This is a genomic window from Citrobacter sp. Cb004 (assembly GCF_030337065.1).
In the GTDB taxonomy this organism is placed as follows: Bacteria; Pseudomonadota; Gammaproteobacteria; order Enterobacterales; family Enterobacteriaceae; genus Citrobacter; species Citrobacter braakii.
In genome coordinates, this window is record NZ_JAOWCH010000042.1 from 47,789 (window position 1) to 74,589 (window position 26,801).

Genomic DNA, 26,801 nt, shown 5'->3' on the forward strand with positions numbered 1-26,801 from the left:
GGAGTCGTGAATGACCCAGCCCATCAGTATGATCGCGAAAAGTCTGGTGCGTGAACGTCAGCGCACCGGTTTGTCGCTGGCGGAGATTGCCCGTCGCGCAGGGATTGCAAAATCGACACTCTCGCAATTGGAAGCGGGCAATGGAAATCCTAGCCTGGAAACGCTCTGGTCGCTGTGTGTGGCGTTAGATATTCCCTTTGCGCGCTTGCTGGAACCGCAGGAGCAAAAAACGCAGGTGATTCGCCGCGGCGAAGGGACAAAAGTCGTGGCTGAGCAGGCCCACTATCAGGCCATTTTACTGGCCGCCTGCCCACCGGGTGCGCGGCGGGATATCTATCTGCTGCTGACGCAGCCGGGCGCGGATCGTATTTCACAACCGCATCCACCGGGATCGGTTGAACATATTATCGTAACGCAGGGTAAGGCGATGGTGGGATTGACGGAAGCGCCGGAAGAGTTAGGTGAGGGGGATTATATTTGTTACCCCGCCGATCAAGCGCATATCTTTAAAGCACTGGAGCCTGACACTCAGGCGATTCTGGTTTCTGAGCAGAGTTAATTGAACGCTTATTAAATAAAGGTGCGGCGATTATCGTTCGCGCCTTTATTATTTTTAATTATGTTTTATTGTTATTCATATAAAATTGCTTTTATTATTTTTAGTTAATTTCAGCACTATTGTTATATCCCTCACATTCTTACTTATATCTACGTTACACATAATAAAATCAGTATGATAATAAATATTAGCCTGCACTGGTGCCACGTTTTAATGTTCTGAATTTATTTCAGTCATCGGTATCGTATTACCTATAAAAATATTTTTTGGATTTGCATGTTGCGCGTCTTCCGGTCGGAAGACGTTGGACGATCTTTATTTCAAGGAAAGCAAATAATGAAGAAATCGACGTTAGCTTTAGCAATAGGTCTATTATTAGTGGCAAATAATGGCTTTGCTAAAACGCAAAAAATGACTCTGGAACAGCGGCTCGAACAACTGGAGGCTCGGCTGGAAGCTGCGGAAAACCGCGCGGCAAAAGCGGAAAATCAGGTGCAGCAATTGCAGGTACAGCAGGCTGCGGAGATCCAGGAAATTAAAGTTGCTCAGGGGAATACGCCAGTCAACGGCACTACGCCCGCACAAGAGACCAAAAAGAACGCCACCACCCCTAACCTGGTGCTCTCCGGCTATGGCGATCTGAAAATCTACGGCGACGTGGAATTCAACATGGATGCGGAAAGCAACAAAGGCGTGCTGGCGGCAACCAATTCGAATGTGGGCGACCCAACCAATGAACGCTGGGATCTGAACGGACGTATCCTGCTGGGCTTTGACGGTATGCGTAAGCTGGATAACGGCTATTTCGCCGGTTTCTCAGCGCAACCGCTGGCTGACATGACGGGTTCGGTCAATCTTGATGACGCCGCTTTCTTCTTCGGTCAGGAAAATGACTGGAAAGTAAAAGTCGGTCGTTTCGAAGCTTACGATATGTTCCCGCTGAATCAGGATACCTTTGTTGAGCATTCAGGGCATACCGCCAACGATTTGTATGATGACGGTAGCGGCTACATCTACATGATGAAAGAAGGTCGTGGCCGTTCTGATTCCGGCGGCAGCTTCCTGATGAGCAAACAGCTCGATAACTGGTATTTCGAGTTAAATACCCTGCTGGAAGATGGTACCTCGCTTTATCAGGATAGCAGCTATCATGGTCGTGAAATGGAGCAGGAGAAAAACGTGGCTTATCTGCGCCCGGTCGTCGCCTGGACGCCGGTGGATGCGCTGACGATTTCTGCGGCCATGGAATCGAACGTTATCAATAACGCCTATGGATATACCGATGCTCAGGGCAACTTTGTCGATCAGTCCGATCGTACCGGTTACGGTATGACGATGACCTGGAACGGTCTGAAAGCCGATCCGGAAAATGGCCTGGTGTTTAACCTGAACACCGCTTATCTCGATGCGGATAACGAAAAAGATTTTACGGCGGCGGCCAACGCTCTGTGGAAGCGCTTTGAACTGGGCTATATCTATGCTCATAACAAGATCGACGAATTTAACGGTCTGATCGATCACGATGATAATGACTGGTTCTACAATGAGGGCACTTACGATATTCATACCATTCACGCGTCTTATTTAATTCCGAATGTGATGGATATGCAGAACTTTAATATTTATCTCGGCGCTTATTATTCGATGATTAACAGCGATAACAGCAATCCAGAGAATTATACCGACGACGACGACCGTTACGGCGCGCGTCTCCGTTTCAAATACTTCTTCTGATTTTCCGTTCTCAGGCGCCTGGATTCAGGCGCTTTTTTCTTAGAGCCGGGTCATCAGGCTTTTATTTCCCCACCCAGTTATTTTTGATTTTGAACTTGTCGGCGCGGTTGTAGCTACACGAGTAGTTAAATGCCGTCCCATCTTCCAGTTTGGTGACGCCGGAGACTTTCAGCATCGGTATGCCTGAGCAGGTGCCGGGTTGTGGGGAAAAGGCGTGGATGACAAAACGAACGCAATGCTGCTGACGGGAGAAAAAGTTTCCTCCCCCGTCAGGGGAGGAAACAGAGCGGTTAAGGCAGATAAAACACTTCTTTTAGCTCAGCGCTGACCGGGCTGTTGTCCGGGTTTGCCGGCATTACGTCACGCATATGTTTCCACCAACGCTGGCAAACATCGGTGTTGGCAACGGCGTTCCAGCGCTCTTCTGACTCAATCTCGACGGTGGCGAACAGCAGGTTGCGTTCCTGATCGAGATAAATCGCGTAGTGATGGGCACCGTGCTCTTTCAGCACCGCTTCCAGTTCTGGCCAGATGGGATTGTGCCGACGTTGATACTCAACGTGCGCGTCGGCATTCACCTGCATCACAAAGGCCTTGCGGATCATAACGCCTCCAGATACAGCTCGCGGACCTCGTCGCGGCTGGCGGTGCGTGGGTTACACGGCGCACATGGATCGGCGAGGGCTTTATCCAGCCAGCCTTCAATATCCTCTTTCGTCACGCCAAGGGAACTAAAACCAGCCGGAATACCTACACGCTTGCTCAGGGCACGAATCGCGGTGATGGCCTCCATGCTTGCCGCTTCGTCGCTCATCCCGCGGGTGTCCACTCCCATCGCCTGCGCCACTCGGGCAAAACGCGCCACGGCGTTAGGGCGGTTAAAGTTTTCGATGATCGGCAGCAGGATGGCATTGCAGACGCCGTGCGGCAGATTATGGGTCGCGCCTGGCTGGTGTGCCAGCGCATGCACCAGACCCAGACCAGCACTGTTGAATGCCATACCCGCCAGATACTGACCAAACGCCATTTGCTCACGGGCCTCGAGGTTATGACCATCGTCGACCGCTTTCGGCAGCCACAGGTTGATCAGGCGAATTGCTTCCAGCGCGTTGGCGTCGGTGAGCGGATGTGCGCCAACGGAAACATAGGCTTCCACCGCGTGAGTCAGGGCGTCCATGCCGGTTGCGGCGGTAACGGAGGCTGGGATTTCCAGCATCACGCTGGCGTCATCCACGGCGATATCCGGGATGATGTTCGGGTCGATGATCACCTCTTTGACCTTGCGGGCAGAGTCGATAATGACCGCGTTGCTGGTCATCTCTGCTGCTGTACCAGCAGTGGTATTGATGGCAACCAGCGGCACGCCCGCATTTTTCACTTTGCCTACGCCGGAGTAAGCGGTAGAAGGGCCTGGGTTGGCGGTCAGGATCTTCACCGCTTTGGCGGTATCGATCGGGCTGCCGCCGCCGAAAGCGATAATGTAGTCACATTCTGCCCCCTGATATGCCGTAAAACCTTTCTGTACCAGCTCTTCTGTCGGATTCGGGAACACCTCATCAAACAGGTGGTAAGACATTTGATGTTCATCCAGTGCGGCAAACAGGCTATCCAGCAGGCCCAGCTTCACCAGTTGACCATCGGTGACGATCAGCGCTTTGCCCCATTGTTTATTCGCCACGAGATTCACCATATCGGCAATCGCGCCGGCGCCATGCAGGCTAATTTTTGGCAGTGCCAACATAAAGCTCATCACTATTCTCCTTAAAAAAAATCCCTGGTGCCCGATGGCATTACGCTTATCGGGCCGACGGTGAAACGTGCATCGTCATGTAGGCCGGATAAAGCGAAGCCGCATCCGGCGTTGAGTTGGCAGGTATCAGTACAGCTCTACGGCGCTTGCCAGCGGAGTCACGCCAAAGCGTTTAGCCAGTGCTACCAGCTCTTCACGCGTGATGGTCTGCTTCATACCGCCCATCGAATAGATTTTGACTAAAACTTCGGCGGATTTTTCTGCGGTATCTATCAAGCCAAATGCTTCGTCGAGGGAGGGGCCGCTGCCGAACACGCCGTGGAACGGCCACAGTACCAGCGAGTGTTTCTGCATTTCCTCGGCGGTTGCCTGGCCGATTTCATCCGTACCCGGCACCATCCACGGCAGAATGCCGACGCCATCCGGGAACACCACCAGACACTCGGTGCTGCCTTCCCACAGTTTGCGGGTAATCAGCGGGGTGTTGTTTTCCAGCACGTAGGTCAGGGCGATCAGGTTGGTAGCATGGCAGTGCATGATCACGCGGTCTTTGCCGTTCGTCGCTTTAATACGCTCGCAATGGGAGAGGAAGTGAGCCGGCAACTCAGAGGTTGGCACCGCTTCGTGGGTCAGGCCCCAAAGGATGTGGTAGCCCGCGCCGTCGCTGTCTACTTTCACCACGCCCAAATTTGCCGCGGGATCGAGCTGAACGTTACGGAAAAATTTACCGGAGCCGGTGACGATAAACGGTGTGTTCGCCAGCAAAGGCATTGGCTGACTTAGCGCGATATAGCGCGGTTTTTCGTGGAAATCGGCGCTAAATGGCGCAATGTCAGCCTCATCCAGACGCAGCGTCAGATTGCCGCCGTTACGTTCGTCCCAGCCTTTCAGCCACGCGTCGGAAGTGGCTTTGATCATCCCCTGGACGAACCAGGAATTAGTCATGTTTTGCATATTCGGTGATCCTGTTGATTGCCCGATCGTTATCGGGTCTTACGTAGGCCGGATAAGTGAAGATCCATCCGGCAATCGTCTTTCATTCATTGCCGGATAGCGACGTGGGGCGTCTTATCCGGCCTGTAAGCCTGGTGTCACGGTTAGCTACGTTTGCTCAAAATCTCTTTCTCATAGGCGCGCACGCTGTCCAGCCACTGGCTTCCTGCTGGCGTGTCGTGACGCTGGCAATACATCTCCCAGACGGCCTGCCACGGCAGCGATTTTTGCTCTTCCAGCAGGGCCAGACGAGCGGTGTAGTCGCCGCTGGCTTCCAGCTGACGCAGTTGTTCGGTCGGTTCTAACAGCGCGCGCAGCAGGGCTTTTTTCATATTGCGAGTGCCGATAACCCACGCGGCGATGCGGTTAATAGAGGCGTCGAAGAAGTCGAGGCCGATGTGTACGCGGTCAAACAGGTTGTGGCGGACGATCTCGCTGGCAATCGCCTGCGTTTCGTCATCCAGCAGCACCACGTGATCGCTGTCCCAGCGCACCGGACGGCTGACGTGCAGCAGCAGACGCGGTACGTACAGCATGGTGGCGGAGATTTTGTCGGAAATCACTTCAGTCGGATGGAAGTGACCCGCATCCAGGCACAGCGCGGTCTGACGGCTGGTGGCGTAACCCATATAGAACTCGTTGGAGCCCACGGTGTAGCTTTCGGCGCCGATGCCAAACAGCTTGCTCTCGACGGCGTCGATATGGTGCGCCGGGTCGAGTTTTTCGCTGATCACTTCATCCAGTGCTTCAAGCAGACGTTGGCGCGGCGCTAACCGGTCAACGGTAATGTCTTTCATGCCATCCGGGATCCAGATATTCATCACTGACGGCGTACCCAACTGCTCGCCAAAATACGCTGAGACGCGACGGCTGGCTTTGCAGTGGTCAATCCAAAACTGGCGAATGGTGTCATCGGCGTGGGCCAGCGTGAAGCCGTCGGCGCTCAGCGGGTGAGAGAAGCAGGATGGGTTGAAATCCAGCCCTAACTGGTTTGCTTTCGCCCACTCAACCCAGTTTTTAAAGTGTTCAGGTTTGATTTGGTCGCGTGCAACCGGCGTATCGGACTCCAGATAGATCGCGTGCAAATTCAGACGTTTTGGACCTGGGATCAGGCTCAGCGCCTGCTCCAGATCGGCGCGAAGTTCGGTGGCGTTACGCGCTTTGCCCGGATAGTTGCCGGTAGCCTGAATACCGCCTGTGAGCGAGCCCTCCGGATTCTCGAAACCGGCGACATCATCGCCCTGCCAGCAGTGCATGGAGACCGGCAGACGATCGAGCTGGCGTAAGGCCGCCTCGACATCAATGCCTACCGCGGCGAAACGCAGTTTTGCCAGTTCCCAGGCTTGTTCAAGTTGAGTGGTCATGCGCAAAGCTCCTTTGTCTGTCGTAGTGATGGAAACTGCGCCTGGTAGCGGGCAATTTCACTTTCAGGATTTGGAATGAAGGTGGTCAGGTCGTAGTTGGCACGCACCACCTGACGGAAATCATCGACGTTGTTAAGCTCGTCCAGCGTCATCAACTGGATGCCGATATTGCCGAGCGTGGAGGCCTCAATCGGCCCGGACATCACGCGAATACCGCAGGCATCCGCGCACAGCTGGTTCAGTAGGGCGTTCTGGCAGCCGCCGCCAACGATGTGCAGTTGGCTAAATGCTGCACCACGCAGTTGTGCCAGTTCTTGCAGAATGTCAGCGTATAGCAATGCCAGGCTGTCGAAGATACAGCGCGCCAGTTCGGCGTTTTGCTGGGGAACGGGTTGACCCGATTCACGACAGGCCGCCTGAATTTCCGCGCTCATATCGTCGGGGTTGATAAAGCGATCGTCGTTCGGGTTTATCAGGAATTGGCAGGCCGGCAGCGCTTGCGTTTGGGCAATAAGCGTTGGCAGGTCGGTAATCTGGCGCTCTTTTAAAACGCGCTGGAGCAGCCACAGTCCCATGATGTTTTTCAGTACGCGGTAGCGCCCTTCCGCGCCCCCTTCGTTGGTGATGTTCGCTGCCAGCGCCGCATCGTTGGTATACGGCGTTCTGCTCTCAAAGCCCATCAGCGACCAGGTACCGGAAGAGAGATACGCACTATTTTTATCGGCCAGCGGTGAAGCGATGACCGCACTGGCGGTGTCGTGACTGGCGACGGCCACAACCGGAATTTGGTTTTTCTGCGGGCAAATCCAGTGACCAATGACGTTCCCCGGATGCGTCGGGCGACCAAACCAGGCTTTGTCTGCCCCGGTCCACGCCAGCAGCGTGTCATCCCAGTCGTCGGTGTTGATATTGACTAACTGGGTGGTGGTGGCGTTGGTGTATTCCCAGTTCAATTTGCCGGTCAGGCGAAAGCTGAAGTAGTCGGGGATCAGCAGGGCATGTGCCACCTGCGCAAGCAGTTCTGGCTGCTGTTCAACCAGCGCACGTAGCTGATACAAGGTGTTAAACGGCAGAAACTGAATGCCGCTACGGCGGTAGATTTCACCTTTACCTGGCTGCGCCATCGCCTGTGACATAATGCCGGTCGTGCGGCTGTCACGGTAAGAGACCGGCAGACCAACACGTTGGCCGGCGTTATCGATCAATACGTAATCCACGCCCCAGGTATCAATGCCAATGCTGTCTATCCGAATGCCTTCATCACAGACTTTTTTCAGGCCAAGGCGAATGTCGTTTTCCAGGCTGTCGATGTCCCAGGTGTCAAAACCGTCCGTTTTTTGCAGACAGTTAACGAAGCGGTGAATTTCACGCAGCGTCAGGGTGCGGTGTTTACTGTCGTAACGTGCGAGCATTACGCGCCCACTGGATGCGCCGAGATCGACAGCGACACAATGGCGAAAAGTCATGGCGAGGTCCTTCTGAGTTTTATTGCACTCAGTCTAAGAACCCCGAATAAAGCGTACCTTCTTGACAGTGACAGCCCCAATTAGCGGCTGGCAACATGGCAAAGGTGAACGTGATGTTGTTCACAGTTTCCACTAATAGCGCGGGTTTTGGCGGATGTGACGCCTTCCGCATTTCCCGATCTTTCCCGCCATTTCTTGAAGAATTAACCGTGTTTACGCACTTTGGCGTCAAAAAATTAAGGTGAGGGTAGGAACCCTTAATTACTATTCAGCCATATTCGTTAATCAGGGGGAGCCGTCATGACCGTACTGCATTGCGTGGATTTTTTTCCGACAGGTAAAGCACCTGTGGCTATTGAACCGCGGCTTCCTCAGCCCGCGTTTCCTGAACATCATCATGATTTTCATGAAATTGTGGTGGTCGAACATGGAACGGGGATCCATGTGTTCAACGGACAGCCTTACACCATCAGCGGTGGTACGGTGTGTTTCGTTCGCGATCATGACAGGCATTTATATGAACATACTGACAATCTGTGTCTGACCAATGTGTTGTATCGCTCTCCGGATGCGTTTCAATTTCTGGCCGGGCTGAATCAGCTTTTGCCTCAGGAACAAAATGGGCAGTATCCCTCCCACTGGCGCGTAAACCAGGGCGTACTGCAGCAGGTTCGTCACCTGGTGGGGCAGATGGAGACGCTCGGCGAGGAGATGGATACGCCCACGGCGGCAAATCGCGAGATCTTGTTTATGCAGTTGCTGGTACTGCTACGTAAAAGCAGCCTGATGGAAGCGGCGACCGATAACGATGCACGGCTTAACCTTTTGATGGCATGGCTGGAGGATAACTTTGCCGAAGAGGTGTGTTGGGAGGCGCTGGCCGAGAAGTTTTCGCTCTCTTTACGCACTCTGCATCGCCAGCTTAAACAGCAAACAGGATTGACGCCGCAGCGCTACCTTAACCGTCTGCGACTGATTAAAGCCCGACATCTGCTCCGCCACAGTGATGACAGCGTGACTGATATCGCTTATCTCTGCGGTTTCGGTGACAGTAACCACTTTTCGACGCTTTTTCGCCGTGAGTTCGAGTGGTCGCCACGCGATATTCGTCAGGGGCGTGACCTTATAGCGGGAAGCAGCCTTCAGTAACGCGAAAGCTATCAACGTTTTTTACCGTCCGTTTGCTGATAATCATACCCTTTCATGCCGGATGCGCTGCGCTTATCCGGCAAGCGTACAGGTTGAGGTGATGTGATGGCGAATCATCTGGTTCTTTTGAAATCAGACTTTTTTGCGCATGAGCAGCAGGCTGTCGCCGTGGCCGATCGTTATCCGCAGGATGTCTTTGCTGAGCATACCCACGAGTTTTGCGAGCTGGTTTTGGTCTGGCGCGGCAATGGTCTGCATGTCCTTAACGATCGTCCGTACCGGATAACCCGTGGCGATCTGTTTTACATTCGCGCCGAAGATAAACACTCCTACACCTCCGTTAACGACCTTGTGTTGCAAAATATCATCTACTGCCCGGAGCGGTTAACGCTGAATGTTGACTGGCAAGGGGCGATCCCCGGATTTGACGGTACGCCGAGGCAGCCGCACTGGCGACTTGGCAGCGTTGGCATGACCCAGGCCAGACAGGTGATAAGCCAGCTTGAGCATGAAAGTAATCAGCGCGATGCGCAGGCCTTTACCATGGCTGAGCTGCTGTTTGGTCAACTGGTAACTCACCTTAAACGTCATCGTTATGCCACGGATACGCTCCCGGCGACGTCAAGTGAAACGCTGCTGGATAAACTGATCACCGCGTTAGCTGGTAGCCATGAGCATGCGTTCGAACTGGATACGTTTTGCGAGCGTGAACGGTGCAGCGAACGCGTTTTGCGCCAGCAGTTCCGCAGCCAGACCGGGATGACTATCAACCATTACCTGCGGCAACTGCGCATTTGCCATGCTCAGTATCTGTTATCGCATACTGAAAAGCTGATTGGTGAAGTTGCTATGCAGTGCGGTTTTGAAGACAGTAACTATTTTTCGGTGGTATTTAACCGCGAAGTCGGGATGACGCCAGGGCAATGGCGCCATCGTAGTCGGGTGACACCATAATATATAAATCTGGTTTATATATTGCAGTGGCGTTTTGATACATATTCAGACTAAATTAGACATAATGAGTGAATGCTCTGTGCAATAAATCACAGTTGCTCTTTTATTTTTGTTTTATTCTCAGCAAACTTATTTATCGGAGTAACGTTTGTGTTGACCAACTCTATAATCATCAAAAGTCTGCTTTTAATTTTGCTATCTTGCGATCGCAAAATTAAACGTATGCTTGATTATTTTTGCTGGTTTAATTCCGTTAACGATCTGGCTGAAAATGATATCGCCGAGCAGGAGTGTATGGATACGCAAATGGCGCGCGAATGGTCCAGCCTGTGGGACTGCGCCAGCGAAGCTATCGGCGCGAGCGTACGTCAACGCTGTCATCGTCCTGCCCGTTTTGGCCTGCATTTCCCACAGGCGCTGTTGTGCCGTCGCAAACGTGATGAGCTGGCCTTCAGTTTCCGTAACTCCAGCCTGCACCAACTGTTAGTTTGCCGCCATGCCAGCGGCGCTGACGGTGAAAGCCAGGTTTATCAATTTGTTAGTCCTACACAAAGCACAATGCGCACTTTCGCCATTGTGCTTTTTTTATTGCCTGAATCTATGAGGAATCATTATGTACATTGTTTGTGTTGCAGCTTGTCCGACCGGCGTTGCTCATACCTACATGGCTGCGGAATCGCTTGAAATCACGGGGAAAAACCGTGGGCATGAAGTTAAAGTGGAAACGCAGGGGAGCATTGGCGCTGAGAATGAAATTACGCCAGAGGATCTGGCGCGCGCTGACGCGGTCATCATTGCTGCCGACGTTGCGATTAGCGGGAAAGAGCGTTTCGATGGCATGGTGAAGCTCGAATGCAGCGTCTCTGATCCCATCAAATTTGGCGATGCGGTGTTTGAAGCAGTAGAGCAGGAGGTTGCAAATGGCTAAGTTTCAGGGGGGAGACAAACCGTCTACCGGGATAGAGGTCAAGAACGCCATTATGACCGGCGTTTCATGGATGCTGCCGTTTGTCATTGCTGGAGCTGTGCTAATGGGGATCGCCCGTATCGGCGCTTCTCTCTACGGTATTGATAACATCTGGGATGCCAGCTACGAGCAGGCCGGCATGGTGGTGCAGTTGCTGCACAAATTTGATGGTTTCGGCGGGCTGGCGCTGTCCCTGATGTTGCCGGTGGTGGCCGGCTATATCAGCTTTGCGCTGGCGAACAAACCGGGTCTTGCGCCGGGGATGATTGGCGGACTGCTGGCGAGTAACCTGGGAACGGGTTTTCTCGGCGCGCTGGCGGCCGGTTTTGTCGCGGGCTATATCGTTCGCGCCCTGAACCGCTACATCAAATTGCCGAAGGCGCTCTCCTCTGCTGTGCCTATTTTCATTCTGCCAGTCGGTGGTACGCTGCTGACCTGCGTGGTGATGGCATTTATTATCGGTACGCCGCTGGCGGCGTTGAATCACGGCATGGAAAGCTGGCTGTTATCCATGTCCGGCACGAACAAAGTGCTGCTGGCGGCGGTCATTGGCGGCATGGTTGGGTTTGATCTCGGCGGCCCGATTAACAAGGCGGCGGTGACGACGGCAATGGCGTTACTGGCCTCCGGTATTTATGACCCAAACACCGCCGCGCAGGTGGCGATTATCGTGCCGCCAATTGGTCTGGGTGTCGCTACGCTGCTGTGGTCGTCACGCTTCCCGGAATCCCTGCGTGAGGCGGGTAAAGCCTCTACGTTGATGGGGCTGATTGGTGTTTCTGAAGGCGCCATTCCGTTTGCGCTGTCAAATCCAAGAATTATTGTCGTCAACGTGATTGGCTCGGCGGTGGGGGCGGCGATGGCGGTAGGATTAGGGGCGGTAAACCATGCGCCGATCTCCGGTTTTTACGGCTGGCTGGCGGTAGAAAAATGGCCGATTTATGTGCTCTCGATTGTCTGCGGCTCGGCGATTATCGCCTGCGGCTCACTGTTGATATTCCGTGGCCCGACAGCCACGCCTGAGGTGAGAAAAGAGACGGTGGCGCCGAAATTTAAAGCCAGCCGTTAGACGTACTACTGAATTAATATTTCCCTATGTTTAGCGCGGGTAAATATCCGTGCGGGTTACCTACGCCTTAAAACAGGAATAAACGAAATGAAAACGGTTCATTTAATTCAGCATACGCACTGGGATCGTGAATGGTATTTTACGGAGAATGATTCCCAGGCTCTGCTTTATTATTTTATGGCAGATCTTATCCAACATCTTGAAGCGGATGAATCATTAGGTCCATTTATGCTTGATGGCCAAACGGTGGTGCTGGAAGATTATTTCCAACTGGCACCAGAAAGCCGCGAACGCGTGCAGGCGCTGGTGAAAGCCGGACGTTTGTTAATCGGTCCCTGGTATACACAGACCGATTTTTTGGTGGTTGGCGCTGAGTCCATCACCCGCAATCTGCTGCTGGGGCAGGCAGACTGTGACGAGATAGGGCCGAGAATGGCGGTCGGTTATGTACCGGACTCCTTTGGCCAAAGCGCACAGTTGCCCATGTTCCTTAATCAGTTTGCCATCGACCACGCGGTTATCTGGCGCGGCTGGAGCGAGTACGACACGCCGTTTACCGAGTTCCGCTGGCGAAGCCAGGGGGGCAGCGTGGTGACGACGGCGGTATTACCGCAGGGTTATGGGTGCGCTAAGTGGTTGCCGACGGATGCCAGCCAGGCCTGGCCGCGCCTCTCTGCGGTTATGGAAAAGCAGGCGGCATTTAGCCGCAGTACGCAGCTACTACTGCCGAACGGTAACGATCAGTCACCGTTTGAGTACGGCGTTCCGGCAATGCTCGACACGCTGAATCAGGAACAAACGGCGTACCGCTTTATTCGCAGCGACTTTAGCCGTTACTTTGCCGCACTGGCGGATACGCCGCTGGCGATCTTTGAGGGCGAACTGCTAAGCCCGAAATATATGCGTATCCATCGCGGTATTTTTTCTACCCGCATGGATATTAAACAGGCCAACGTCCGGCTGGAGAACTTCGTCAGCCGTCAGCTAGAACCGTTGCTGAGTGTGGCCTGGACGCTGGGGTTGCCCTATCCGCAGCGAGCCGTTGAGACAATATGGCGCGAGGCGATGAAATCCCACGCTCACGATAGTATCGGTGGGTGTAACGCCGATCGCGTGAATGCAATGGTTAAGGCGCGTTTGCTCTCGGGTCAGGAAAAAGCCGAGCGCCTGTACGAGCTGAATATGCAGATGTTGGCAAACGGCATTACGGCGCAGCAACAGGGTAAAAAAATCATCGTCTTTAACGCGCTGCCGTCGGTGCGCGATGGCCTGGTGGCGCTGACGCTCTACCTACCCGGTGAGGCGTTCCGCATTGTTGACGATCAGGGACAACCCTGCCGCTGGCAGATTATGCGTGAGACATCGCAAGATATGTCCGTCATTGTTCAGGAACTGTCCAATAGCCCCGATCCGGTCTTCTATCGGCGGTGCGATATTTTACTGGAGGTCGCATCGCTCCCCGCCTGCGGCTATACCACCCTGTATCTGCAAGATGAGTGCGCCCCCGGATTTGCTGTGCCGTCCTCGACAGAAGAGGCGCTGGAGAACCCGTGGTTACGCCTGACGCTGGAAGGTGAACAGGTCGTTCTGGTCGATAAGCGCAGCGGTAAGCGCTGGGATAACCTTATTCAACTGGTGGACGGCGGCGATGCCGGTGACACCTATAACTATTCTCCACCAGAGGATGACTGGCGCGTTACCGGCGCAGGGGCGCTGCTTCACGCCGACTGGCAGCGCGGCGCGCTGGTGGACACGTTGTCGCTAAGCTGGTCTATCGCAGCACCGCACACGCTGGCCGACAGGCAGGAGCACCGTTGTAATGCACGACTGGATGTCAGCATGGTGGTCATGCTGGATCACCAGCGCCCGACGCTGGACCTCCAGGTTAGCGTCAACAACACCTTGCACGATCATCGTTTACAGGTGGAAATTCCTGCTGATGTCTTTACCGATGTCCATTTTGCCGATCAACCGTTTGGTCTCATTCGTCGCGCCAACCGACCGGCCACGCTGGATGTCTGGCAGCAGGAAAATTGGGGTGAAGCCCCGGCATCGCTGTGGCCAATGCAAAGTCTGGTAATGATGCATGATGGCAAGCAGGGCATCAGTGTGGTGACGGATGGGCTGCGAGAATATGAAATTCCCGCAGAACGCCCATCGGTTATCGCCATTACGCTACTGCGTAGCGTGGGTTGGCTGGGACGTGCCGGTATGCCGTGGCGTCCGGGACGCGCATCCGGTATGGCGTTGCCTTCCCCAGACTCACAGATCCCAGGCGAATTTAGCGCCCGCTTCGCGCTCATCCCGTTGTGCGATGGTGAAAGCCCGAACTTCTGGCGTGAAGTCGAAGCCTGGCGCACACCGCCAGTTGGCTGGCTGGATTCCGGCTGGGCGCGTTTTAAAACTAATCCACACGCGCTGACATTCCCGACAGCCTACAGCCTGCTGCACTGGGAGACACCACTCCATTTCAGCACCTTGAAAAAAGCGCAACGTGAAGATGCGCTGATTTTACGCGGCTGGAACCCCGGCTCGCAGCCGCAGATCAGCTCAACGCCGGTTGCTGATGCGACAGTGCGCGAAGTTACGCTGGCGGAAAAATCGCTGAACTCATCGCATGAAACGATACCGGCCTGCACGCCGATCTCATGGCGTATTACGCCTGCAGCCAGAGGATAATATTGTGTTAAACATTCGTTTTACCTGCCCGTTGCCAAATGGTCTACATGCCCGCCCCGCCAGTGCGTTAGAGCAGCGCGTCAGCGCATTTCAGGCTCGCGTTCAAATAGGCAATCTGCGTAACCAGCGTCAGGCCGATGCCCGTAGCGTGTTGGCGATGATTGGGACCGATATTTTGTATCAGGACCCGTGTGAACTGGTGATTGAGGGCGAGGATGAATCTGCCGCGCATCAGGCGCTGACTCAGTTTGTGAGGCAAGAGTTTGCCGCGTGTGACGAACCCGTTGCCCAGACGCCGGAACGGGTGGAGCAACCTCTGCCGGTTTTTCTGGCGCAGACCCGCGCGGAGTGGGTACGCGGTAACGGGGTGAGCGCTGGGCTGGCGCAAGGGGTGGCAATGCATCTGGGCGTGCCGGATCTGTATCAATTGGCAGAACAAGAGGCGGTGGCGGCGCCGGCTGTACAGCGAGTCGCGCTGACGGCGGCACTTGAGCATGTACGCCGCGAGCTGCACGACGCATTACCGCATACACAGGGAGAAGCCGCAGCGGTGCTACAGGCTCATGTCAAACTGCTGGACGATGCGCTCTTCGAAACCTCGCTACTTACCGACCGTACAGCGCGCAATGCGCTGGCAGCATTGGCGCTGGCGCTGGATGAACTGAGCGCGCCGCTGCGCGAAAGTCGCAGCGTCTACCTACAACAGCGGGTGCTGGATTTACAGGATTTGGGCCTGCGTCTGGCGGCGCATCTCACCGCGCAGCCGCTGATGCCGCAAACGGCATTGTCGCAAGACACCATCGTTATCAGTCCGGTTCCCATAACGCCAGGCCAGTTTCTGGCGCTGCGCGGCCCGCATCTGAAAGGTGTGGTGATGGGCGCGGGCGGGGAAACATCACATACCGTCATTCTGGCGCGATCGTTTGGGGTTCCGCTACTGAGCGTAGAGGCGGCGGAAGCGGGGCATATTCGCGGTGGTGAAGCGCTGCTGCTCGACGCTCGCCACGGGGTGGTGGTGGTGTCACCGGATGAGCAGGCTCTGCGGTGGTATCAACTGGAAGAGGACAAACGTCAGCGCCTTGAGGCGCGTTTACAGCCGCTTATTCAACGCCCTGGGGCGACGCAAGAGGGCGAACGGGTGACGGTGCTGGCGAATATCGCGCTGGCGGCGGAAGCGGAAGCGGCATTTGCCGCCGGGGCGGAGGGGATTGGTCTGTTCCGCACTGAAATGCTGTTCTGCGAACGAGCCGCGCCGCCTGACGAGGAGGAGCAATACCAGGCCTATCGTCATGTGCTGGAACAGGCGCGGGGGCGTAAAGTGGTGATCCGTACGCTGGATATTGGTGGTGATAAACCCTGTGACTATCTGGCGATGCCGCCGGAGGAAAACCCCTTTCTTGGCTGGCGCGGCATCCGCCTGTATCCCGAATTTATGTCGATTTTCCGTCCTCAGATACGTGCGCTACTGCGTGCCAGCGCCGCCGGACCGTTGCACATTATGGCGCCGATGGTGACTACGCTTGCTGAGGTGAAGTGGCTGCGTGAACAGTTCCAGCAAACGGCGGCGCAACTGCTGGCCGAGGGGGCGGCGGTTGGGCAGTGGTCGCTGGGTATTATGGCGGAAGTGCCATCAGTGCTTTATCTGCTGGAGAAAGCCGCTGCGTATATCGACTTTGTTTCGATTGGCAGCAACGACCTGACGCAATACTTCCTGGCCTGTGACCGGGGCAACGCGCAGGTTCGACATCTCTACAACTATTTTGACCCCGCGTTTTTACAGCTACTGAAGGAGATGACGGCGCGCGCGCAGCGGGCCGGTATTGAGATCAGCCTGTGCGGCGAGATGGGCGGCGACCCGTCGGCGCTGGCGCTACTGTTGGGCGTTGGTTTACGACAGATCAGCATGTCCTCAAGCCGTATTGCGCCAGCCAAGGCGCGCTTAATGACCTTAACCCTCGCGCACAGCGAGCAGACGCTGGAACGGGCATTAGCTTGTGAAAGTGGTCAGGACGTGGCGCTACTACTTTCACAACAGGTGGCGGCGCAAGCAAAACCCGTGTTTGATCCCGCCCTGATCCTGCTCGATCGGGCGATTACCCGTAAAGCGGAGGCGATTAAGGTGCTCACCGATAATCTGGAGGTCGAACAGCGGGTCTTTTCCGGCTCAGCCGTTGAAGAGGCTATTTGGCAGCGTGAGGCGATTTTCTCTACCGCATTAGGATTTGCAATTGCGCTTCCGCACTGCAAATCGGCGGCGGTCGCGCACAGTAGCGTGTCGGTGATGCGTTTGAGTGAGCCGCTTGCGTGGAGCGACGGGGTGGATGTCTCGCTGGTTATCATGCTGACGGTGAGTGAGCAGGAGAAGGGCGATCATATGAAAATCTTCTCCCGTCTGGCGCGTAAGTTGATGCATGTGGATTTCCGTGAGCAGTTGCTTGGCAGCACGTCGCCGCAGGATGTCGCCGTGCATCTGGCACAGGAAATGGCGGGATAAATCATGGTACAGAATCCTCGCCGAGCGTTCATTCTGCTGTCGGCTGTCTTTTTTTACTGGGGCGTCCTGACGGCAATTAATAGCGCCACGATTCCCTTTTTCCGGCAAGTTTTTTCGCTTTCATGGCGAGACTCGATGTTGGTAAATGTGGCGTTTTATCTCGCACCGTTTGTGATTTGTTTACCGTGTTCAGGCTGGATGGCGCGTTTAGGGTATCGCAGCGCACTCTTACTGGCGTTGATACTTGCCGCAAGTGGTTCGGTGGTGATTGCCGTATCGCTCTGGCTGGCGTCATTTGCCGGTTGCCTGGTGGGGATTTTCATTGTGGCGATGGGGGTTGCGGCGATGCAGGTGGTCGCAAACCCTTATGTTAATCGGCTTGGCGAGGCGCAAAGTGCGGCTGGACGCCTCAGCCTGGCGTCGTCCATCAACTCCCTCGGGGCGGCGCTGGCGCCTGTCGTCCTGGCGGTTGTTCTGGCTGGCTCTGTCATTTCAGTTCCAGGGATGTATCTCGGTTTGATGCTGGTGGGAGGCATACTGCTGGTTGCGTTATACCGTTTTTCAATTGCTGATTTTCGTGACGCGCACGAGAATATTTTTTCTGCGATTCGTGCGCTCAGGCGCTATGCGCAGTTTCGTACTGGGGTGAGTGGCATTCTTGTTTACGTTGGCGTTGAAGTCAGCATTGGTACTACGGCTCTCAGCTATCTTCACGACCCATCTTTGGGCGGGTTTTCGCTTGCACAAGCGACCTCCTTTATCGCGTTGTACTGGGGCGGTGCATTGGCGGGGCGGTTTTTGTATGGCTTGCTGGCTCACTGTTGCCGACCTCAGTTGTTGTTTTGCCTGTGTTCTTCGGGAGCGGTACTACTAACCGTTGCCGCGATAGTTTTCGCTAACCGTTTTGGCGGCTATTGTCTGCTGGCGACGGGACTCATGAACTCGGTGATGTATCCCATTATTTTCTCTCGCACGCTCTCCGGCCTTGATCGCTATGCGGCATCTATTTCTGCTTGCTTGATTATGGCGGGCATTGGCGGCGGGGTGCTGCCTTTTATCCAGGGGATGGTTATTGATGCTATTGGCCTGCGTTTGAGCTTTTGGGTGTCGGTTATCGGGTATCTGTTTTTATTGCTGAACGGATTTAAGCTATACGCTCGAAAGGAGGTATTTTGTGAGTAACGTCATCATTATTTGGTTAATTTAAGATAGTTCAACGGAAACTGATTCTCGGTGGTATTTAACCGTAAAGTTGGGATGACGCCGAGCCAGTGGCGTCATCTGGCTGAGTGAGGAATCATAATAATGTCGCATATTAGGGTGATAAAACCTGACAGCGAATACTCCCACAAAATAAAATATCCACGATGGTTTATTGCTGTAAATAAAGAGTAAAATAGGAATAACGCCCATTATCATGGGGGGGGGTGAACGTATATTATAATTTATCATCATAAATGACTGAGAGCTAAGTAATGTAGGCGTCTGACTATTTAAGGATGAAGTTTCAAAATGATAGACGGCTGGCTCTAACCACTCAGAATGCTGTTGGTGGAGTTTTTCAATCAGCCAGAGGTGTCGCTTCAGATATATATTCTGGTATTGAGCGAGCTAGTTGGTATTCATCATGTTTTATACCTCAATACAATGATATTTGTCAGGAGTTAAAATCTGAAGAAATAAGGATGCTCTATTCCATTGAGTCAATATATAGATATCGTGATGTAATTTCATATATGCTTTATTTGTATTTCATAACAATAAGTGATGATGTTGATGAAGGTAATCCCGAAGGCTCTGCTCGTCAATTTATCAGAAAAATGTCCGCACTGGCTACTCATATGAATATTGCGGGAGGGACTCGGTATGCTTTTGCTTCCGCGGCTTCTATTGCGTTGTCTCAGTCTGGCTTCATGTCGAAAATCATCGTTGAGCGTTTATCTGCAAAACTGCCGCAAGCGGTATTTTTGCTGCAATTTTTCGGAGTTCAACAAAAGTGCGCTCTTGCTGCGCGGCAGCTAAAAGGAATTGATCCAGATTATTATTGGGCTTTATATCAGGCAAAGCTTGAAATGCTCTATTATTTTGTTGAACCAGCTATTTCCAATATGATTAGTAGAGTAAAGTCAAAGCGCTTCTCAAATCTTGATAATTTAGCGGATTTTTTGCAGAGGGATTTTGGTGTTTAATACTTTGATCACACTTTTATTAGAAAGTGTAGTGTTTCCAGCGCTGGTAATAGGCTTTGGTCTGTTATGGCTTCATCTATTTCCTGAATATTGTCTTTTACTAACATTAATAACGCTTATTGTTTTGATGTGGTTATTCCCCCGGTTGACTTCACTATTCACTAGGTTTAAATAAAAGGAGTATTTCATGTCTAATCCAGCTTATTTGTGGCTAACCGATGAGAATGGTTCTCCTATGCCCGGCTCATGTCAGGCCGTAGGTCGCGTTGGAGCTATTGAAATAAAGTCACTAACTCATAACGTCAATATTCCGGTTGATAGTAATACAGGGCGCCTAACCGGTACGCGAATTCATGCACCCATCATGTTCCAAAAAGAATTCGACCGAGTTACACCATTTTTGTACAGGGCCTTAAGTACCGGAGCTACGCTTAAATCCGCGATGATTAAAATGTACTCAATTAATGAAGCAGGGATGGAAAAGGAGTATTTCAACATAATTCTTCACAACGTGAAGCTCACTTCAATCACGCCTGATTTATATCCTGGCGCAGCAACAGGCACACATCTTGAGACTGTTCTGCTGCGCTACGAGAAAATTACCTGGAAACATTGTGACGGTAATATCATTTATACCGATGAATGGAATCAACGTACAACCTATTAAGTCAGCGTTTGGGCAACGTGAAAATGGGTGTGAGGAATTATTTACTAATGATGGGAACTGGTGGATAGATGACGCCGAGCCAGTGGCGTCATCTCAGTACCCAACATGATTAGCTGGCCATTCCCAGACCAACAATGTTTGCTGCGACAATGATCACTACGCAGCCAAGACTTAGCACGCTGACCGGACGTCTCCCTGCATTGCTCCACTCTTTCATGATCAGGCCCACGATACCGCCGCACAGGACGTAGAAGCTCATGTGCAGCATCCAGCTCATGTAGTCATACTGTGCTGGAATTTTGGCATGGCCCCAGGCGTAAAAGAAGAACTGGAGATACCACATCAGGCCAGCAAGCGCCGAAAACAGGATATTGCTGATAATCAGCGGTTTTGCTAAAGAGAAGTCGGCCTTTACTGACAGGTTTTTCATTTTTGCCAGACGAATGAAGCAGTATCCCAGATTGATCACCGCACCACCGCCCATGATGACTACGTAGCTTGGCAGGGCGACATACAGCGGATCGATACCGAGTGTTGCAGCGGCTTCGTGCATTGGTTTAGCCGCATCCATGGCAAAGGACATCCCCGCGGAGAAAAAGCCGCACATCACCGCCAGTATCAGACCTTTTTTCAGATTGAACTCTTCGGCCTTGATGCCCATCTTGCGCTCTTTTAACTGTCCGGCGCGGGTGACAATCGCCACTCCGATCAGGGCGACCAGCACGCCGAGCAGGGTCATACGTCCGCCTGGTGTGCCAATGAGTACGTCAAATTTACCGGCAATGATTGGCGTCATTAAGGTACCAACAATTAGCGTAATGCCGATAGCGATCCCGATCCCCATCGACATACCGAGATAGCGCATAGTCAGGCCATAGTTGATATTACCAATCCCCCACATGGCACCGAATAAAAATACCGGCAGCAGGGTGGACGCACTGAATGAACTGTAATAGGCCCAGAAGTCCGGCAGAAGGATCGCGCTGACGAGCCAGGGAAGGATCAGCCATGAAACAAAACCACCTATAGACCACATGGTTTCCCAGGACCAGTGTTGTACCTTTTTAAAAGGGGCATAGAAACAAGCGGCACTAGCGGCACCGATTAGATGCCATATTATCCCCATCGTAATTGCGTTACCCATTCTGTTTCCTTTTGAATTATCGATTTGGCAGGATGAAAACACCCGTTTTGATGTTCAAAAGTCTAAAGAGTGAGCAATAGATTAACCTTCAGCATGCTGCCGTGTGATCAGTAATGCTGGCAAAATTCAGGGGATGAAAGGGATATTGATCACAAATGCGGCTCCGCCCCTCTTTTTTGAGAAGGGCGGAAATATAGAGGATTAGCAAATTCTTACTGCCTGAATACCCAGTAGCCAGGCGAGTTTTTCCAGTGCCTCGCCATGGTGTCCCAGGCCAATGCTGCAATGATGAGCTGGGCCGCCCATGCACCATTGCGTGGTGAACTCGCGAGCTGATAACGGGAAGCGATAGCGGCTATTGGTGTTGCCAATATCCAGGACTTCACCTGGTACAGCTTCACCCTCGGCATACTGTAAACGCACCCCGTTTTCGGCATCTTCAATTACCGAAAGAAAGGTCACCGGACCTGATTTTACGGTCATCTGGATAGATACACCTTTACCGGGTTTACCATGATAAACCGGCAGCGGCACCAGACTCACCGGACCATCCGCCATCAGCGGGTGTGCCGGACCGTCATGTCCCCACAAAACAGCATCATCATTAAATTCAATGCCATATGGTTCTGAGAATGAACCGCCAGCCCCCAGAAGTTGCTGAATTTTCATCGCCAGCACATTTTTGATTTCATATTCTCCCGCTACGGGAATACCACGGTGGGTAAGCAGCGTGTTGCCGAGAATGATTGAGGTGATGATGTTCTCGTAAGCGTTGCCGTTACGGCCTTCATAGTAATAGGCTAGTGCACCGAGTTTATTCTGGGCAATTAGTTTATCCATGGCGCAGGCAGTGGTGAGTGCGCGGTTGAGCTCTGCAGGTTCGCATGCCGCATCCAACTGAAGTACACGGTGCATTTCCTGTCGTTTGGCGTTGAGGTCTGCCTCGCTGACCTGCTCGCGATATTCCGCCAACTCACACATTTCCAATGGTTTAAAGCGTACGCCCATTTTGGCGGACAAGTTCGTCATATTGCTGTAAACGTCTACCATGCCGTCATAATAGTGCCCGAGGACGCCAACCTGACAATTTGCCAGCATTTGACGAGCGTTAAGTGCCTGTAGCCACTGCGCCGTTTGTTGCCAGACATACTCATCGCCCTGTAATGCGCCAACAATCAACTGAAAGCGGATATTCGCACGGTTAAACACGTTTGCCAGTTCGGGGGCGCTGCAGGCCTGACAGTGCGCCAGCCACTCTCCAGTACGACCTCCCCGATCGGGAATTTGACGGATTGTTGAATAAGGCAGCCCTGGCTCTGGCTGTAGGGCCAGAATAATGACCGGTTTATTGATACTCTGCACAAGCGGTAGCACCGTTGAGCTGAGCGCATAGGTGCTGATGTAAAGACAGACAGCATCGACCGGCTGTTGCTGCAACCGTCTGATAAGGGCATCGGCTTTATCGACGTTATCAATCAGGCCGCCATTAATCACGCTGGCTTGTTGCGCCGTCAGGCGCTCATCAATTGATTGCAGATAGCCCTGAAGACGTGACTCCAGGCCTGTAAACTGGGGCCAGTATGTGTCGAGGCCGATACCAAAAAGGGCGATGTTGACAGACATAGCAATATTTCCTTGTGAGATAATTTTCAGACTATGTCGTGCTTTATCTCCCATGTCCTTCATGTCGCTGCCTATTTTATACTCAGATTGGCAAAATCAGCCTGATTTTCCCAGTGATGCTCACACTTTTACCTCATAATAGCCATGTAAAAAGTACGGCATTGATAATCATTTTCAATATCATTTAATTAACTATAATGACCCAACTGCTTACGCGGCGTTAACACTGGCCGCCCGACAATACTGGAGATGATTATGAGTTATACACTGCCATCCCTGCCGTACGCTTATGATGCCCTTGAACCGCACTTCGATAAGCAGACGATGGAAATCCACCATACCAAACACCACCAGGCTTACGTAAACAACGCTAACGCTGCGCTGGAAAGCTTGCCTGAATTCGCGAGCCTGCCTCTTGAAGAGCTGATCACCAAACTGGATCAACTGCCAGCAGACAAGAAAACCGTACTGCGTAACAACGCGGGCGGCCACGCTAACCACAGCCTGTTCTGGAAAGGTCTGAAAACCGGTACTACGCTGCAGGGCGACCTGAAAGCGGCTATCGAACGTGACTTCGGATCCGTGGACAACTTCAAAGCTGAATTTGAAAAAGCTGCGGCAACCCGTTTTGGTTCCGGCTGGGCGTGGCTGGTTCTGAAAGGTGACAAACTGGCTGTTGTTTCCACTGCTAACCAGGATTCCCCGCTGATGGGTGAAGCTATCTCTGGCGCTTCCGGCTTCCCGATCGTGGGCCTGGATGTTTGGGAACACGCTTACTACCTGAAATTCCAGAACCGCCGCCCGGACTACATCAAAGAGTTCTGGAACGTGGTGAACTGGGACGAAGCTGCCGCGCGTTTCGCAGCGAAAAAATAAGTTCTACGCTTTAGTAAGCCCCTGCAAGCGATGCTTGTGGGGGTTTTTTTGTGATCAAAATCAATATAAAAACAATGATCCACTTAAATTGAAACAAGGTTTTATTATGCGGGTGGGATCACTTTTATAGTCTCTATGAATGTCTATCTTCGTTTCATCAAGACGGGCGCATCTCATAAGCAAGATGCAATCGCCCATAAAAATTGCCCCATTTTTATGTCTACAGGTGATGGAAATGCAGATCAAACGAACGATAGAGAAAATCCCAGGCGGCATGATGCTGGTGCCGCTTTTTCTGGGCGCGTTGTGTCACACCTTTTCCCCCGGCGCCGGGAAATACTTCGGCTCCTTTACCAACGGTATGATCACCGGTACGGTGCCTATTCTGGCGGTCTGGTTCTTTTGTATGGGGGCGTCGATCAAGCTAAGCGCTACCGGTACCGTACTGCGTAAATCGGGTACGCTGGTCATAACCAAGATCCTGGTAGCGTGGGTGGTCGCGGCGATTGCTTCACGTATTCTGCCGGAACATGGTGTAGAAGTTGGTTTCTTCGCCGGCTTGTCTACGCTGGCGCTGGTGGCCGCCATGGATATGACCAACGGCGGGCTGTATGCCTCGATTATGCAGCAGTACGGCACCAAAGAAGAGGCCGGGGCGTTTGTCCTAATGTCGCTGGAGTCTGGCCCGCTGATGACTATGGTGATTCTGGGAACCGCCGGGATCGCTTCGTTTGAACCACACGTGTTTGTCGGGGCCGTATTACCGTTCCTGATTGGCTTTGCGCTGGGGAATCTGGACCCTGAGCTGCGGGAGTTCTTCAGCAAAGCGGTGCAGACATTGATTCCTTTCTTTGCCTTCGCGCTTGGTAACACCATTGATTTGAGCGTGATTGCGCAGACCGGTGTACTGGGTATTTTGCTGGGCGTGGCGGTAATTATCATTACCGGTATTCCATTGATTATCGCCGATAAACTGATTGGTGGCGGCGATGGCACAGCGGGGATTGCGGCCTCCAGCTCAGCCGGTGCGGCGGTCGCTACGCCAGTGCTGATTGCTGAAATGGTTCCGGCATTTAAACCGATGGCGCCGGCAGCAACTTCCCTTGTCGCCACGTCGGTGATTGTGACCTCCATTCTGGTGCCGATTATCACTTCCATCTGGTCGAAAAGAGTTAAAGCCAGGGCGGCGGAAATTGATATTCGTAGCGCCGTGAAGTAAGTCTCTTTTGCCGGATGGTCTGTTCCATCCGGCTTAACGATTTACGCTTTGACGACAAATACCTCATCGATGGTCCGACACTCACCCTCGTTCAACTCTCCGCCGGCATTTCGTGACACGCCGGTGCAATAGCCAAACTTACGCGATACCACGGTTTTGATGGTGGTGACGAAATCTTCGCCGATGGCGTAGATGGACATGTAGGTGCCAATCTGGTCCTGAATGTCGCGAAGTGCTGTCAGGTCGCCCTGTTTAAATGCTTCCCGTGCGCTGACAAACAGTTCAGGCATGACGTTGTTTAATCCTGAAATCACCCCCGCGCCGCCTGCCAGCAGGTTAGGAATGTAGTATTCGTCATAGCCGGACAACACGGCAAAATCCTCCCGTACGGCGCGGGTGGTCTGGATCATACTGCGAGTATGGGACTGGCAGTCGACGGTATCTTTAATGCCTGCGAAGTTGGGGAACTCGGCGGCGAGGGTGGCAACCAGTTCGGGCGTTAAATCGCAACCAGTGCGCGCCGGAAAGTTATAGGCAAACCATTTACCGCTGAGCTTCTGCCCCAACTGACGGAAGTAGCTCAGCAGCTGTTTTGCCGTTTGCCCATAGTAGTAAGGCGGCAGGATCATCACGGCGTCGTAATCGGCGCGATACGCTTCCTGCGCCATCAACAGCACATCATTCTGGCAGGTGGATGAGACGTTGGCGACCATCTTCAGCGAGCTCATAGCGCGGGCCTCGCGGATCAGTAACAGCTTTTCTTCGAGCGTAAAGGAGGCAAATTCCCCGATGCTACCCATCAGCAAAATCACGTCGATTTTGGCCTCGGTAAGGCGTTTGAGATGCTGGCTCAGACCGTTAAGATCGATCTTGCCGTCATTATCCATTGGCGTAATGGAAGGACACCAGACGCCAGCAAATTGCGATTGACCAGTCACGTTGTTGATTCCTTATTTGAAATGATGTTTCAAAACCAGATTACATTGATAGCATGTGTCCCTAAGTTTCATGTGAACCGTGCTCTCATTTTGAGCGACTGGGGTAAAATAAATGTGGTGTAATGGGGGAAATTTATCGGGAGAGGGAACAGATGCGATATCCGGTCGATGTTTTTACAGGCAAGGTTCGGGACTACATGGGAAGCCGTCCCAGCGCGATTGCTAAGGTCCAGGTTGACGGCGAGCTGATGCTGACCGAACTGGGGCTGACGGGTGATGAACAGGCGGAAACGAAAATTCACGGTGGGCCGGATCGCGCGCTGTGCCACTATCCGCGTGAACACTATCAGCACTGGAGACAAGAGTTTCCGGAGCAGGCAGAGCGCTTTGTCGCGCCCGCGTTTGGCGAGAATCTCTCTACTGAGGGGCTAACGGAAGAGAATGTATTTATTGGCGACATTTTCCAGTGGGGAGATGCGCTGATTCAGGTCACGCAGCCGCGCTCGCCGTGCTTTAAGCTGAATTTCCATTTTGGCATCAGCGATATGGCCAGCCAGATGCAGGACGCAGGCAAGACGGGCTGGTTGTGCAGCGTCATCGCTCCAGGTCAGGTGTCGGCGGACGCGCCGTTGATCCTGGCTTCACGCGTCAGCGACGTCAGCGTGCGGGAGGCGATTGCCATTGCCTGGCATATGCCGTTTGATGACTCACAATATCACCGTTTACTCTCGGCTGCCGGGTTATCGAAAAGCTGGACCAGAACGATGCAAAAGCGTCGTTTAAGCTGCAAGATCGAAGACAATTCCCGCCGTTTGTGGGGAAAATAAAGCCATTCTGGCCATGCAATTAAATCAGGTGGTAACACCTGATTTGCCTCTCTCGTGGTTCTTATCTCTGCATACTAAGGTGGGTTAAAAAACCTGCCTGTCACGCCATGTTTTCAGTCCATTCTTGATACCTGGCCCAC

The 26,801-nt window shown here is 53.0% G+C and carries 23 protein-coding genes; 15 read left to right on the top strand and 8 right to left on the bottom strand.

Going from position 1 to position 26,801, the window contains the following annotated elements; all coding sequences use genetic code 11:
- Positions 1 to 10 precede the first annotated feature (10 nt).
- Together OGV65_RS03705 and OGV65_RS03710 are read left to right on the top strand one after the other, a co-directional pair.
- A complete protein-coding gene (locus tag OGV65_RS03705) occupies positions 11 to 559 on the top strand; it encodes a helix-turn-helix domain-containing protein (RefSeq protein ID WP_016155192.1) in 549 nt (182 codons plus the stop codon).
- A 336-nt stretch (positions 560 to 895) separates the two neighbouring features.
- On the top strand, positions 896 to 2,293 hold the full coding sequence (locus tag OGV65_RS03710) for a carbohydrate porin (protein WP_047497526.1): 1,398 nt from the start codon (positions 896 to 898) through the stop codon (positions 2,291 to 2,293).
- A gap of 290 nt (positions 2,294 to 2,583) precedes the next feature.
- Here the strand turns inward: OGV65_RS03710 and rhaM are convergent, their stop codons facing one another.
- From rhaM to rhaB, 5 genes are all read right to left on the bottom strand, one after another.
- Positions 2,584 to 2,898 carry an L-rhamnose mutarotase gene (gene rhaM / locus OGV65_RS03715; protein ID WP_103767188.1) on the bottom strand — a complete coding sequence of 105 codons (315 nt, stop codon included), beginning with the start codon at positions 2,896 to 2,898 and terminating at the stop codon, positions 2,584 to 2,586.
- Entirely contained in the window at positions 2,895 to 4,043 is a 1,149-nt protein-coding gene (gene fucO, locus OGV65_RS03720) for a lactaldehyde reductase (protein ID WP_016155196.1), read from the bottom strand. The genes rhaM and fucO overlap by 4 nt, the downstream gene beginning before the upstream one ends.
- Positions 4,044 to 4,169: 126 nt before the next feature.
- On the bottom strand, positions 4,170 to 4,997 hold the full coding sequence (gene rhaD / locus OGV65_RS03725; protein WP_016155197.1) for a rhamnulose-1-phosphate aldolase: 828 nt from the start codon (positions 4,995 to 4,997) through the stop codon (positions 4,170 to 4,172).
- 143 nt (positions 4,998 to 5,140) lie between these two features.
- Positions 5,141 to 6,400, bottom strand: coding sequence for an L-rhamnose isomerase (gene rhaA, locus OGV65_RS03730; RefSeq protein WP_200014352.1), 1,260 nt, complete (start codon positions 6,398 to 6,400; stop codon positions 5,141 to 5,143).
- The gene (rhaB, locus tag OGV65_RS03735; protein ID WP_016155199.1) at positions 6,397 to 7,866 is read right to left on the bottom strand and encodes a rhamnulokinase; all 1,470 of its coding nucleotides are present in this window, start codon (positions 7,864 to 7,866) and stop codon (positions 6,397 to 6,399) included. Before rhaB ends, rhaA begins: the two co-directional genes overlap by 4 nt.
- Before the next feature lie 300 nt (positions 7,867 to 8,166).
- On the opposite strand from rhaB, the gene rhaS reads away from it, so the two are divergent.
- The 10 genes from rhaS (at position 8,167) to OGV65_RS03785 (ending at position 20,034) form a co-directional block, all read left to right on the top strand.
- The gene (rhaS, locus tag OGV65_RS03740) at positions 8,167 to 9,015 is read left to right on the top strand and encodes an HTH-type transcriptional activator RhaS (protein WP_016157890.1); all 849 of its coding nucleotides are present in this window, start codon (positions 8,167 to 8,169) and stop codon (positions 9,013 to 9,015) included.
- 105 nt (positions 9,016 to 9,120) lie between these two features.
- A complete protein-coding gene (gene rhaR, locus OGV65_RS03745) occupies positions 9,121 to 9,969 on the top strand; it encodes an HTH-type transcriptional activator RhaR (protein ID WP_049040553.1) in 849 nt (282 codons plus the stop codon).
- A gap of 222 nt (positions 9,970 to 10,191) precedes the next feature.
- Positions 10,192 to 10,653 carry a hypothetical protein gene (locus tag OGV65_RS03750; protein ID WP_152607070.1) on the top strand — a complete coding sequence of 154 codons (462 nt, stop codon included), beginning with the start codon at positions 10,192 to 10,194 and terminating at the stop codon, positions 10,651 to 10,653.
- Positions 10,583 to 10,897 carry a PTS fructose transporter subunit IIB gene (locus OGV65_RS03755; RefSeq protein WP_016157892.1) on the top strand — a complete coding sequence of 105 codons (315 nt, stop codon included), beginning with the start codon at positions 10,583 to 10,585 and terminating at the stop codon, positions 10,895 to 10,897. Before OGV65_RS03750 ends, OGV65_RS03755 begins: the two co-directional genes overlap by 71 nt.
- The gene (locus tag OGV65_RS03760) at positions 10,890 to 12,005 is read left to right on the top strand and encodes a PTS fructose transporter subunit IIC (protein WP_047415600.1); all 1,116 of its coding nucleotides are present in this window, start codon (positions 10,890 to 10,892) and stop codon (positions 12,003 to 12,005) included. The genes OGV65_RS03755 and OGV65_RS03760 overlap by 8 nt, the downstream gene beginning before the upstream one ends.
- Before the next feature lie 87 nt (positions 12,006 to 12,092).
- Complete coding sequence (locus tag OGV65_RS03765) at positions 12,093 to 14,684, top strand: glycoside hydrolase family 38 N-terminal domain-containing protein (protein WP_286454619.1); 2,592 nt, start codon at positions 12,093 to 12,095, stop codon at positions 14,682 to 14,684.
- Positions 14,685 to 14,688: 4 nt separating this feature from the next.
- The gene (gene ptsP, locus OGV65_RS03770; RefSeq protein WP_259688900.1) at positions 14,689 to 17,178 is read left to right on the top strand and encodes a phosphoenolpyruvate--protein phosphotransferase; all 2,490 of its coding nucleotides are present in this window, start codon (positions 14,689 to 14,691) and stop codon (positions 17,176 to 17,178) included.
- 3 nt (positions 17,179 to 17,181) lie between these two features.
- A complete protein-coding gene (locus tag OGV65_RS03775; protein ID WP_286454620.1) occupies positions 17,182 to 18,360 on the top strand; it encodes an MFS transporter in 1,179 nt (392 codons plus the stop codon).
- 317 nt (positions 18,361 to 18,677) lie between these two features.
- Positions 18,678 to 19,367, top strand: a complete 690-nt coding sequence (locus tag OGV65_RS03780; RefSeq protein ID WP_286454621.1) for a hypothetical protein — start codon at positions 18,678 to 18,680, stop codon at positions 19,365 to 19,367.
- 187 nt (positions 19,368 to 19,554) lie between these two features.
- The gene (locus OGV65_RS03785; RefSeq protein ID WP_232585301.1) at positions 19,555 to 20,034 is read left to right on the top strand and encodes an Hcp family type VI secretion system effector; all 480 of its coding nucleotides are present in this window, start codon (positions 19,555 to 19,557) and stop codon (positions 20,032 to 20,034) included.
- A 109-nt stretch (positions 20,035 to 20,143) separates the two neighbouring features.
- Here OGV65_RS03785 and rhaT read toward each other — a convergent pair whose 3' ends face one another.
- Positions 20,144 to 21,178: an L-rhamnose/proton symporter RhaT gene (rhaT, locus tag OGV65_RS03790; protein WP_016157897.1), complete on the bottom strand. Its 1,035-nt coding sequence runs from the start codon at positions 21,176 to 21,178 to the stop codon at positions 20,144 to 20,146.
- Between the two features lie 201 nt (positions 21,179 to 21,379).
- On the bottom strand, positions 21,380 to 22,801 hold the full coding sequence (locus OGV65_RS03795) for an L-fucose/L-arabinose isomerase family protein (RefSeq protein WP_019077921.1): 1,422 nt from the start codon (positions 22,799 to 22,801) through the stop codon (positions 21,380 to 21,382).
- Between the two features lie 255 nt (positions 22,802 to 23,056).
- Here OGV65_RS03795 and sodA point away from each other — a divergent pair, with 255 nt between their 5' ends.
- Together sodA and kdgT are read left to right on the top strand one after the other, a co-directional pair.
- Positions 23,057 to 23,677, top strand: coding sequence for a superoxide dismutase [Mn] (sodA, locus tag OGV65_RS03800; protein ID WP_286454622.1), 621 nt, complete (start codon positions 23,057 to 23,059; stop codon positions 23,675 to 23,677).
- Positions 23,678 to 23,912: 235 nt separating this feature from the next.
- Positions 23,913 to 24,896, top strand: coding sequence for a 2-keto-3-deoxygluconate transporter (kdgT, locus tag OGV65_RS03805; protein ID WP_016155204.1), 984 nt, complete (start codon positions 23,913 to 23,915; stop codon positions 24,894 to 24,896).
- A 41-nt stretch (positions 24,897 to 24,937) separates the two neighbouring features.
- Here kdgT and OGV65_RS03810 read toward each other — a convergent pair whose 3' ends face one another.
- Positions 24,938 to 25,834 carry a dihydrodipicolinate synthase family protein gene (locus tag OGV65_RS03810; protein ID WP_016155205.1) on the bottom strand — a complete coding sequence of 299 codons (897 nt, stop codon included), beginning with the start codon at positions 25,832 to 25,834 and terminating at the stop codon, positions 24,938 to 24,940.
- Between the two features lie 152 nt (positions 25,835 to 25,986).
- On the opposite strand from OGV65_RS03810, the gene yiiM reads away from it, so the two are divergent.
- Complete coding sequence (gene yiiM / locus OGV65_RS03815; RefSeq protein ID WP_286454623.1) at positions 25,987 to 26,661, top strand: 6-hydroxyaminopurine reductase; 675 nt, start codon at positions 25,987 to 25,989, stop codon at positions 26,659 to 26,661.
- The last annotated feature ends 140 nt before the right edge of the window (positions 26,662 to 26,801 follow it).

Coding starts and splice junctions, on each gene's coding strand:
- OGV65_RS03785 (WP_232585301.1), top strand. CDS start 19,555: ATGTCTAATCCAGCTTATTTGTGGCTAACCGATGAGAATGGTTCTCCT.
- fucO (WP_016155196.1), bottom strand. CDS start 4,043: ATGAGCTTTATGTTGGCACTGCCAAAAATTAGCCTGCATGGCGCCGGC.
- OGV65_RS03755 (WP_016157892.1), top strand. CDS start 10,583: ATGTACATTGTTTGTGTTGCAGCTTGTCCGACCGGCGTTGCTCATACC.
- OGV65_RS03710 (WP_047497526.1), top strand. CDS start 896: ATGAAGAAATCGACGTTAGCTTTAGCAATAGGTCTATTATTAGTGGCA.
- OGV65_RS03775 (WP_286454620.1), top strand. CDS start 17,182: ATGGTACAGAATCCTCGCCGAGCGTTCATTCTGCTGTCGGCTGTCTTT.
- kdgT (WP_016155204.1), top strand. CDS start 23,913: ATGCAGATCAAACGAACGATAGAGAAAATCCCAGGCGGCATGATGCTG.
- rhaM (WP_103767188.1), bottom strand. CDS start 2,898: ATGATCCGCAAGGCCTTTGTGATGCAGGTGAATGCCGACGCGCACGTT.
- rhaT (WP_016157897.1), bottom strand. CDS start 21,178: ATGGGTAACGCAATTACGATGGGGATAATATGGCATCTAATCGGTGCC.
- OGV65_RS03795 (WP_019077921.1), bottom strand. CDS start 22,801: ATGTCTGTCAACATCGCCCTTTTTGGTATCGGCCTCGACACATACTGG.
- rhaR (WP_049040553.1), top strand. CDS start 9,121: ATGGCGAATCATCTGGTTCTTTTGAAATCAGACTTTTTTGCGCATGAG.
- OGV65_RS03760 (WP_047415600.1), top strand. CDS start 10,890: ATGGCTAAGTTTCAGGGGGGAGACAAACCGTCTACCGGGATAGAGGTC.
- rhaA (WP_200014352.1), bottom strand. CDS start 6,400: ATGACCACTCAACTTGAACAAGCCTGGGAACTGGCAAAACTGCGTTTC.
- sodA (WP_286454622.1), top strand. CDS start 23,057: ATGAGTTATACACTGCCATCCCTGCCGTACGCTTATGATGCCCTTGAA.
- rhaD (WP_016155197.1), bottom strand. CDS start 4,997: ATGCAAAACATGACTAATTCCTGGTTCGTCCAGGGGATGATCAAAGCC.
- yiiM (WP_286454623.1), top strand. CDS start 25,987: ATGCGATATCCGGTCGATGTTTTTACAGGCAAGGTTCGGGACTACATG.
- rhaS (WP_016157890.1), top strand. CDS start 8,167: ATGACCGTACTGCATTGCGTGGATTTTTTTCCGACAGGTAAAGCACCT.
- OGV65_RS03765 (WP_286454619.1), top strand. CDS start 12,093: ATGAAAACGGTTCATTTAATTCAGCATACGCACTGGGATCGTGAATGG.
- OGV65_RS03780 (WP_286454621.1), top strand. CDS start 18,678: ATGAAGTTTCAAAATGATAGACGGCTGGCTCTAACCACTCAGAATGCT.
- OGV65_RS03750 (WP_152607070.1), top strand. CDS start 10,192: ATGCTTGATTATTTTTGCTGGTTTAATTCCGTTAACGATCTGGCTGAA.
- rhaB (WP_016155199.1), bottom strand. CDS start 7,866: ATGACTTTTCGCCATTGTGTCGCTGTCGATCTCGGCGCATCCAGTGGG.
- OGV65_RS03705 (WP_016155192.1), top strand. CDS start 11: ATGACCCAGCCCATCAGTATGATCGCGAAAAGTCTGGTGCGTGAACGT.